Source organism: Thauera sp. 2A1 (genome assembly GCF_009469595.2).
Taxonomy (GTDB): Bacteria; Pseudomonadota; Gammaproteobacteria; order Burkholderiales; family Rhodocyclaceae; genus Thauera.
The window spans coordinates 1-2617 of sequence record NZ_SSXV01000070.1 but is presented as its reverse complement, the minus strand read 5'-3'; the positions used below and the strand labels follow the sequence as shown (position 1 = coordinate 2617).

At 32.7% G+C, this 2617-nt stretch carries 3 protein-coding genes; all 3 read left to right on the top strand.

The features are described 5' to 3' along the window. Window positions 1-117 precede the first annotated feature (117 nt). The 3 genes from GH664_RS22300 (at window position 118) to GH664_RS22290 (ending at window position 1566) form a co-directional block, all read left to right on the top strand. Complete coding sequence (locus tag GH664_RS22300) at window positions 118-420, top strand: hypothetical protein (RefSeq protein WP_153163727.1); 303 nt, start codon at window positions 118-120, stop codon at window positions 418-420. Then, window positions 421-612, top strand: a complete 192-nt coding sequence (locus tag GH664_RS22295; RefSeq protein WP_153163726.1) for a hypothetical protein — start codon at window positions 421-423, stop codon at window positions 610-612. It abuts the gene before it with no gap. A 102-nt stretch (window positions 613-714) separates the two neighbouring features. After that, a complete protein-coding gene (locus tag GH664_RS22290) occupies window positions 715-1566 on the top strand; it encodes a hypothetical protein (RefSeq protein WP_153163725.1) in 852 nt (283 codons plus the stop codon). Window positions 1567-2617: the final 1051 nt, after the last annotated feature.

Here is a 2617-nt window from a genome sequence, read left to right as displayed (position 1 = left end):
ACCGCTCTTACTAAAGAATTTGAGTAGAGAGTAAATGAATCTGAGTTATCTATTACTGATCCTAAATCTTGGTTTTATAATCTAGGTCATATTGGTAGTTCTTTGTCTGAAATAGAAATGATGTTCTTACAAACAGGAACTTCAATATTGGCTAATAAAGCAGCTAGAAGTCTAGCTGTTAGAGGTGCTATAACTGCTGTTCCAGGTATTGGTCAAGCAGCTACAGCAATTGCTTTAGGAGAATCAGCTTTTAATCTTTGGTTAGCTAAATATTACAGGCAATCTGAAACAGCTAGTGAAGTGTTTGACAACTATCAGCAAAGAGTATTGCAAAGTGCTAACGATAATAAGACAGATGTAAATAGAGTATTAGAATCTTGGGAACCTAGATTAGGTGAGTTAGGTTATCCTGTAGATTAGATGGACGAAAATGAAAAACTACAAGCTGGTTTAGCTCAAGGTCTGACTACAGATCAAAAAGATTTTGAAGAAATCAGAAACGATGCTTTTGATGGCTTACAAATGGTTAGAGATGTGAATGACGCTTTAAGTTATTCAGATTATTTACAAAGTATGCCGTTTTCCTATGGAGGTAAAATATTATGGAATTAGGCTAGTAAAGCATTAGCAAAAGCTAGAGGTATAGAAAGACCTTTAGATGAAATACCAAGTGTAGTAGACCAGATTGGTTTGGGTAAAGCTATTGACAGAGGGGTGGAAAATATTCTGAACAAAGCGTCTAGACCTGGACAAAATATTACTAGGAAACATTTATTAGAAAACATTGGTAAATTCGCTAAAGCTAATGCTATTAATTTTGTATCTGAACGTAGTGAAGAAGGTGTTCAATCTGTAGTTGGTAGTAGATATCAAAGAGGAGAATACGACTATTTAAAAGACAAAGGAATAAATCCTATATCTGCTGCATACAACGCTGGTCTTCTTGGGTATGAAGCCAATCTTGCTTACTTTGGTTTATCAAACGATAATTATCTAAATACAGATGATGAATTAAAGAAGGCGATGGATATTGGTGGATTCATAGGTTTAGTAATGCCATTTGCTGGTAATGCAGTACAATTGAAAAATGCAGTAAGACAGTATGCTTCAGATAAAGAAGTACAAAAACTTATCGCTAAAGGATATAGTAATGCTGAACAGGATAACAAAATGGATGTCTTCCTCGATGCTTTACAAGCTGGTAAAGATATTAATTATGTTACAGATTATTTAGAGTCTGCTAAAAAATTGAAACAGCCTGGAGTAACAGACGAAATGATAGATGAAGATAAAAATCTAGCTACTAATCTGTGGGCTGAATATCGTAATAAATCTATCGATGAAAATTTAAAAGATTTAGGTATTAAGAGAGGCAGCTCTGAGCATAGAAAAATAGTTAAGAACTATCTACATATTAAAGATAGATTGAATGAGGCAGAGCAATCAACTAACGATGTAGCCAAAGAGTTAGAAAAGATAATAGAGCAAGGTAAAACTAATAAAGATGATGTATTCCTACAAAAAGCTAGAGAATCTTATGATGCATTTGTTGAAAGTAAAAGATAGTCTGATGAAGATTATCAATACAAAATGAACGCTACTCCAGAATATGCAGACGAAATAGAACAAGATTTTTTATCTACTTTACCTACTTTTGATGAATATTCAAATGCTGTATATGATATTACTTATCTAAAATTATAGAATCAAGCTATAACAGATTTGTATAAAGCTCTTACTAATAGAACTAAAACTTTACAACAGTTATCAGAGGATACTGGTTTAGATGTAGATCTCAGAAATATAAATAATATGAGAAACTACATTAAAAGAGAAAAAGAAAGAATAGAAAGAAACGTTCAACAAATAGTAAGTACATATGGTATACAAAATTTAGATTAGGCTCAAGATCCAGTAAATGCTGAATAGATAAAGAATTATGTAACAGCGTTTGTAATGAATAAAGCTGTAAGAGATAGATTGAGAGATCAAGCCACAGCTTATATTACTGGTAAACTTAAAGCAGAATCATATTAGGATATCAAAGGATATTTGTTCAAAGATTTATCTGAAGAGCAATAGGATAATATTATACAAGAATATACAGATAAAGCACTAAGAGAAGGTAAACCTCAACCTAGTAGAAAATCTATTATATCTAAGTATAATCAACAAGCTCAGATGAAGTATAATGATTTACTAGAATTAGCTGATCAGGAACGTGCGTCTAGAATTGTAGCCAATTCGTTATTTGCTGAACATCTAAGTAAATCAGTTAGATAGGAAAAAGTTGCTAGAAAAGAAAAAGAGGAAGCTGGTGAAGTACTACCAGAAGAGGGAGTAATAGAAAATCCAGCAGCTGCTATTGAAGATACTACTAAGAAACAAGAAAAAGTAGAAGTTAAACCAGAAACTCCAATACAAGAAGGAGTACAACAACAGCCTGTAGTACAAGAAACTAAAACAGAAACAGCAGAACCTGTAATACCAGAGTCTATGTCTACAGATGTAGATGAAATTCTTAGAGAAGAAGAGCAAGCTTTACTAAATCAAAAAGGTAGATAGTTAGAAATAGAACCTAGTAGCGAAGATGTTCTGGTGGAAGGTTCTATAGAAG